At 58.1% G+C, this 7,317-nt stretch carries 4 protein-coding genes; all 4 read left to right on the top strand.

The annotated features are described in order from the left end of the window. The coding region (locus Q1A75_RS22990; protein WP_299593259.1) for a hypothetical protein at positions 1-1,596 on the top strand (1,596 nt) is incomplete at its 5' end. A gap of 127 nt (positions 1,597-1,723) precedes the next feature. Continuing rightward, complete coding sequence (locus tag Q1A75_RS22985) at positions 1,724-3,709, top strand: type I secretion protein ATPase (RefSeq protein ID WP_299551847.1); 1,986 nt, start codon at positions 1,724-1,726, stop codon at positions 3,707-3,709. Positions 3,710-3,736: 27 nt separating this feature from the next. Beyond that, positions 3,737-5,716, top strand: a complete 1,980-nt coding sequence (locus Q1A75_RS22980) for a type I secretion system permease/ATPase (protein WP_299551845.1) — start codon at positions 3,737-3,739, stop codon at positions 5,714-5,716. 19 nt (positions 5,717-5,735) lie between these two features. Beyond that, the gene (locus Q1A75_RS22975; protein ID WP_299551842.1) at positions 5,736-7,076 is read left to right on the top strand and encodes an HlyD family type I secretion periplasmic adaptor subunit; all 1,341 of its coding nucleotides are present in this window, start codon (positions 5,736-5,738) and stop codon (positions 7,074-7,076) included. Positions 7,077-7,317 lie beyond the last annotated feature (241 nt).

Genomic DNA, 7,317 nt, shown 5'->3' with positions numbered 1-7,317 from the left:
GACAACGACAACGACAACGACAACGACAACGACAACGACAACGACAACGACAACGACAACGACAACGACAACGACAACGACAATGACAACTCGAACGGTAATGGCAACGGGAATCTGAACGGCAACAGCAACAGCAACCACAACGGAAATGCCAACGCCAACGCCAATGGCAACCTGAATGGGAACCTGAACGGAAACCTCAACGGGAACGCCAACCACAACTCCAATACCAACAATGTCGATGTTCAAGTTGGCGTCGATGTCGGGCTGGACGGCTGGGAACCCTCGGATGATGACTTTGCCGATGTCGATCTGAATAACTCGACAACCGGCCATATCATCATGGCCGACGGTGATATCGGTTTTGATCCCGGCAATGACATGAACCTCGAGAACATGCTTAACCGTGCTCTGAACGGTGAGGGCAACGACAGCGGCACTGTCAATGTGATGTCGAACAACCTGTACGACAACGACGAACTGCATAACGCGACTGTCGGCGGCAATCTGCAACAGACCAACAACGCGACTGGCGGGACCGCCACGGCCGAAGAAGGTATTGATGCGGAATCCGAAGGCGGGAACGGCGGCGGCGCTGCCGGGGCCAATGGTGGTGACGCCAATGGCGGCGTCGCGCTGGGTGGTCTTGGCATCGCTGGCGGCGGCACAAGCGGCAGCCAAGGTGATGTTGGTGCATCCGGTGGCACTGGCGGCAATGGTGCCGGTGCAACCGCGGTCGGACTGGGCGTAGGCCTGGGTGCTGCAGGTGCTGATAGCGATGCGACCGGCGGTGAAGCTGGCAACGCTGGATCCGTCGGCGCGGGTGTTGGCGCAGGTCTGGGTCTGGCCGGCTCGCTGGCTGACAGCGGCGATACCGGTGATGGAACCGGGTTCGGCGGCGGCCTCGGTGCAGCCGGATCAAGTGCAGACAGTGGTGATGCGGGTGACGCAGGCGCCATTGGTGTCGGCCTCGGACTGCTCGGGCTGGGTCTCGGAAACGCCGAAGGGGGCGACTCCGGCAACGCTGATTCCGACGCGAATGCGGGTGGCATCGGTGTCGGAGGCGGCAGCAGCGGCGACAGCGGCGACGCAACGTCCGATGCAGCGGCTGGCGGAATCGGTCTTGGCGCAGGTCAGGGTGGCGATGCAACCGGCGGTGCTGGCGGCGATGCCGGCTCAATCGCAGCGGCTCTCAATGAAGCTGGCGGTTATGGCGGCAACAACTCGGCCTATGGCGGTGACGGTGGCGATGGCTATGGCGGTCAAGCAACCGGCGGCAACACAGGCCACGCCATTGGCGGCTTTGCGGCGGCCTCAGGGGGCAGTGCCGATGGCGGCACGGGCGGCATGGGTGGTCACGCCACCAATGGTGCCGGTGGCGCTGGCGGATCCGCTGGTCAGTGGGGTTCGCACAATGGTGACGATGGCTTCGTGACCGGTGAATCCTTTGCATCGGCAGCGGCTGCCATCGAAACCACGGCCTTCAACCAAAGCATTGTCATGGGTGCGAACATCCTGGGCAATACTGTCGACATGACCGTTGTCGGCGGGTCGATGAGCTCGACCTACATCGGCGACGACAGCGAAGGCGTCTGAAGGTCACGTGGTGCGGGTGTCTACCGCACCCGGTCCACCACTCACCAATGGTCTGCGCGGCATCCGTCGCGCAGACCTTCGATGACCCGACTTGTGGTCAGCAATTCGATGTTGGAGGAATGCACGCATGCTTATGGACAAGGCAACAGAGTTCATTTCGCATTTCATCGGAGTTTTCCACATAGCGGTCGAAGAGGAACGGCTGCGTGACGTCTATGAAAAATTCAAAGCGCTCCAACTTCTTGATCCCGAGCACGGACAGCTTCTCAACATCAACGTGAACGTTCACGTCCCCTATACGCTGAAAGACTTTACGGCGACCTTAGACTACCCGACTTTTGACGTCGTCCAGAACCATGCCCTGCCTCAGGCTTCTCAGGCGCCGTTGCCAATGTATCTGCCTGCCGGGCCAAGCTCCCATTTAGCGGCACCACCCGCCGCGCTTCCCGTCCTGCCCAGCATGTCTTTCGAGGCAAACGGTATGTTCGCGCTGCAACTGGAGCCCGCCAGTTCGGTGGTCACTATCACCTATCAGTCTGCGTGGCTCTCCGATAATGATCTCATTTCATTTTCTGGCACGCACACGTTTGTTTCACCCGACACCTATATCGAAAAACTCGAAACCCTGGCCGACCTCGCTTCATTGATCGACGGCGTCGACATTGGCGAATTGCCATCGCTGGAAGACGGTGCGCAAGACTACGCGATGGATCTGTACGCCATGATCGACGAGGTGGAGGCCGTTCCACTGACCGGCCTGAACGTCACGATCCTGCACGGGCCAGAAGCGGTCGGGCAGCATGAAAATGGCGAAAACGTTGTCGAGCTGAGCATTATGACCGAACTCATGCCGGCATATATGCAACCCGACGAGCCGGAAGAACCGCAACCCGAAGATGCGGGCCAGCTTTCCGTGGGTCCGGATCTGGACATCTTTGACGTTGACCCCGGTCACGCCGTCGTCGCAGGCGCCAACCTGCTGGCGAACGAGGTTGTCATCAACACGAGTTGGCTGGACGCACCCGTGCTGGCGGTGATGGGCGACGTGATAAACATCGACGCCATAAGCCAGACCAATGTGCTTGTAACCCACCAACACACGATGGGCCCGGCACACGCTGCCCCGTCGAATGTGGTGAACATGGCGAGCATGGAATATCTTTCGTCCCAGCCCGAAACGGAAGACGCGACCGAAGAAACGGCAGGCGATGCCTCGCTTCCGTCCAACTGGGTTGTGGCGCGGGTCGAGGCAGACATCGTCGCGGTCAACTGGGTACAACAATTCACATTTGCGACCGACTTTGACCGGGCGGAAATCCAGTTCAGCGGAACCGAGACTTTCATCGGCCTGGGTGAGAATACCATCATCAACGCAGCCAGTTTTGGCGAGCTTGGCTATGGCTACGACCTTGTCATCGTTGGCGGCAGCATGATCAGCGTCACACTGATCAATCAACTCAACGTGCTGCTTGACGAAGACGATGTCACCTATGACGGACCTTTCGCCCCCGACATCTCGGGCGGCGACAACCTTCTGGCCAACTCCGCTTCCCTGACAAGCATAGGGCTGGACAGCTACACCGAAATGCAGGCCTCATTCGCCGAAGCGGGTCAAAGCCTGGCCGACGGCGCGGGCAACATTACAGCTGATGTGGCACAGCACAGCTATTTTGAAGGTACCGAGGTCTTGCGCGTTCTTTACATTGAGGGCGACCTGACAACGCTCAATCTGATCGAGCAAACCAACATTTTGGGGGACTCGGATCAGGTCCATCTGAAACTTGACGAATTCGAAGCGCAAACCGGCACACAGGCAACCGTGACCGGCGGATCGAATGCGCTGATCAACAGCGCCTCCGTTACCGAATATGGAACGGACTCAACGGTCCTGGTTGGGGGCGAAGTCTATAGTGACGCGCTGCTCTATCAGGCCGAGCTGATCGATACAGACGCGAACCCGCTGGGTGTCGGTCTGAACGATCTTACCGACGAAGCGGTCGTATTTCTGGCCGATGGAATGATCGAGAGCGATCAACCGGACCCGCTGGTGTCAGCACCCATCCTCCAGGACGGGTCCACATCACCCGATGTGATGCAGACAATGCTTGCCTAGTCCGGCAAAGGACGATGGAGAATTATTTTGAAAGATTTTGAATCGGACCGCAAACCGCAGGTTGATGCGGCGGCGGATAAAACGACCCAAACAGGCAGTTGCCCATTGCTTTTGACAGTGGATCAACGTGCAAGCCCACGCACTTCGGAACGCGCCGAAGCCGCGAAGGGCCTTGGCGGCACACAGATCGAAGGAAAGGCCGGTGAAAGAGCGCCCGATCCCAACCGTGGCGCAACACCGGAAGCCGGAGGTGGCGGCGGGTCGAACAAAGACGCACCCCCCAAATTCCACAAGCGCATGGGACCGGATCAGTTCATGCGCAGCCTGCAAGAGGGCAAGGCAGCCGTACGGCGCAAACTCAGCTTCGTCATGGTGCTGACCTGCGCCACCAACATGCTGATCCTGGCCATCCCGATTTACCTGTTCCAGATTTCGGACCGGGTGCTGACCAGCCGTTCTACCGACACATTGATCATGCTGACCATCGTCATTGTGGGCGCGGTCGTTCTTCAGGCAATTTTTGACGCCATCCGTCGTTTCATCCTGATGCGAACTGCGGTCGAGGTTGCGGCAAAACTGGGTGCACCGATCCTGAGCGCAGCGGCACACGCATCGCTTGGCGGGAACGGGCGCGAGTACCAGACTCTTGGCGACCTTCAGCAACTGCGTGGCTTCCTGGTATCCGGAACTCTGATTTCATTTCTCGACGTGCCCTTTGCACCCCTCTTCATCCTGGCCATTTTCATGGTGCATCCGCATCTGGGAATGATCGTTGTCGTCACCTCACTGCTGCTTCTTGTCATCGCCATCATCAACCAGAAGGTCACGGCCAAACCATTCGCCGAAGCGAATGTCGCCCAAAGCAAGGCCAACATGCATCTGGATTCCATGTCGCGAAACAGCCAGATCATCAACGCGCTGGCAATGGTGCCGGAGGCGGTCACGATCTGGGGCCGTGATACTGCGGAATCTATGAAAGCGCAGGTGCGTGCACAGGACCGCAACATCGTTTCGGCCGCCGTGTCGCGAACGGTGCGGTTGCTGACCCAGGTCGGAATGCTTGGCTGGGGAGCCTTTTTGGCCATTGAGGGGCACATAACCGGAGGCATGGTCATCGCAGCATCGATCATTGCCGGCCGCGCTCTGGCGCCGATCGAAGGGGCTATCGAAGGATGGAACGGTTTTTTGCTGTCACGCGCAGCTTACGGCCGGATCATGCAGTTGATGACCAAGTCCAAGCTGCGGTTCGAGCGATTGCGCCTGCCGCGACCAGAAGGGAGATTGGATGTCGAACGATTGCTTTACGTCCCCGCGGGAACCAAACAAGTCATTCTGAACGGCCTCAGCTTCGGCCTGAAACCCGGCGAGTCCCTCGCCGTGATCGGGAACTCCGGTGCAGGCAAGACCACGTTGGGCAAGATGCTCGTGGGATCGATTTTGCCCACATCCGGCAACGTGCGGCTGGACCTGATGGACTTGCGCAACTGGGGCGAACGCCAATTGGTTGAATGCATCGGCTACTTGCCGCAAGACGTCCAACTGTTCCCGGGAACGATCAAGAAGAATATCGGCCGGATGCGCGACAGCGCTACTGACGAGGAAATACATCATGCTGCTGTACTTGCGGATGTCCATGAAATGATCGCATCGCTCCCGCAGGGATACGAGAGGATCGTGGCCGCGGACGGAGCACCGCTTTCCGGCGGGCAGAAGCAGCGCATTGCCCTGGCGCGCGCGTTCTTTGGCAACCCGCGACTGCTGGTTCTCGATGAACCGAACTCGAACCTTGATACCGCGGGCGACCGGGCTCTTGCCAACGCGATCAAACACGCGAAGGCCAGCGGGATCACGGTTGTGGTGATTACCCAAAAACCATCACTCTTGTCCGTTGTGGACAAGATCATGCTGCTTGCGGATGGCAACGTCCAACTCTTCGGCCACCGGCAGCAGGTTCTGCAGGAACTGGAAAAACGACGGGTCGCGTCAACCGGCATCGCCCCGAACTGAGCCACGGGAGGTATCGCAAATGGCTAACGCATCCACGGATCTGATTGATGCCGAATGGTATGAAGATGTCCCAAGATCCATCAGGACACATGTGATCATCGGGATCTTGTTGCTCATCACGACCTTCGGCGGCTTTGGCTGGTGGGCCTTCAGCGCGCCGCTGGCGGCCGCGGTCATAACGCAGGGCAGTTTCGTGGCGACTGGTCGGAACAAGATCGTGCAACACCTCGAAGGCGGAATTATCAAGGAAATCATGGTGACGGAAGGCGAGTTCGTGCGGGCCGGTACGCCCATTCTGGTCCTTGATGAAACTGCCGCACTTGCCAACGAACGCGAGCTGTTCTTGCGCCAGACCCGACTTGAAGCAACTGAGGCGCGCATACTGGCGGAATACGAACGGGCCAACACCTTTGACGCCCCAAATCATCTTCGACAGCTGCGTGCCGATTTCGAAGTTGCCTCGATCCTCGACGGTCAGGTGATCGCTTTCAACGCGTCCATGCAGGAGCTGAACAACGATATCTCCATACTCCGGCGCAACATGGAGGCACTCGGCGTCAGATCCACCGGATACGAACACCAGCTGACTGCCGCCCTCCAGCAAAAGGAGATCCTGGATGAGGAGATGGAGGCGAAAATGACGTTGTTTGACAAGGGTCTGATCCGCCGGGTCGAGATCAGCTCCATCCGGCGCGCCATGGCCGAAGTGGAAGGTCAAATAGGACGCTTCGCATCGGAAGTTGCAGAAATTGAAGAGATCAGAAAAAAACACGAAACTCAGATTGAACAAACCCTCAGCGAGAACCGGCGCGCCGCGCTGGACGAATTGCAGGTCGTCCAGGCCGAGCTTGATGGTATCCGCGAACAGATGCGCAAGGCGCAAAATGTCCTCCAGCGCGCCGAGATTGTTGCACCGGTATCCGGAACCGTCATTCGCTTGCACTACCACACCGCTGGCGGCGTGATTGAAAGCGGCAAGGCAATTGCCGAAATACTGCCGGCCGACGAACCTTTGATCATCGAGGCGCAGGTTCCGCGTACCGAGATCGACAGCGTCAAGGAAGGTCAGCAAGCGACCGTGCGACTGACCGCGTTGAACCAACGCATCACGCCGGTTTTGGACGGCACCGTGTTCTATGTCTCTGCCGACGCGATCGTCGACCGCTCTCAGGAACAGCTTCAAGAGGTCTATGTCGCCCGAGTGTCCATCGAAACCGATGAGCTGGACCGCGTGCGGGGTTTCACTCCAACGCCTGGCATGCCCGTTGAAATCATGATGCAAACAGCAGAAAGGACTTTTTTTCAATACCTGGTCAAACCAATCACCGACAGCATGACTAGAGCATTTCGCGAACAATGAAGCAGGGGGTCAGATGTTGGAAGGAGTTGCAACTTGCCATATCAGCTATGAGCTAAGTTAAATAACTCTGATAGGCAAATATCTTTTACCAGTTGATGCTTTGTAGGTGTCTGCGGAATCTGCGTTCCCACGAACTAGAACATGCGTCAGTGCTTTGGTTACTAGTGTCTAGCCCCCTGTGTCTGGGCCACTGATCAGGGGTTTCTCTATTAGGGTTTCAGGAACGGGTGGGCGCATGTTG

It is taken from the genome of uncultured Tateyamaria sp., from assembly GCF_947504105.1.
In the GTDB taxonomy this organism is placed as follows: domain Bacteria; phylum Pseudomonadota; class Alphaproteobacteria; order Rhodobacterales; family Rhodobacteraceae; genus Tateyamaria.
The sequence above is the reverse complement of the archived record's forward strand: the minus strand, read 5'-3'. Positions and strand labels throughout refer to the sequence as shown.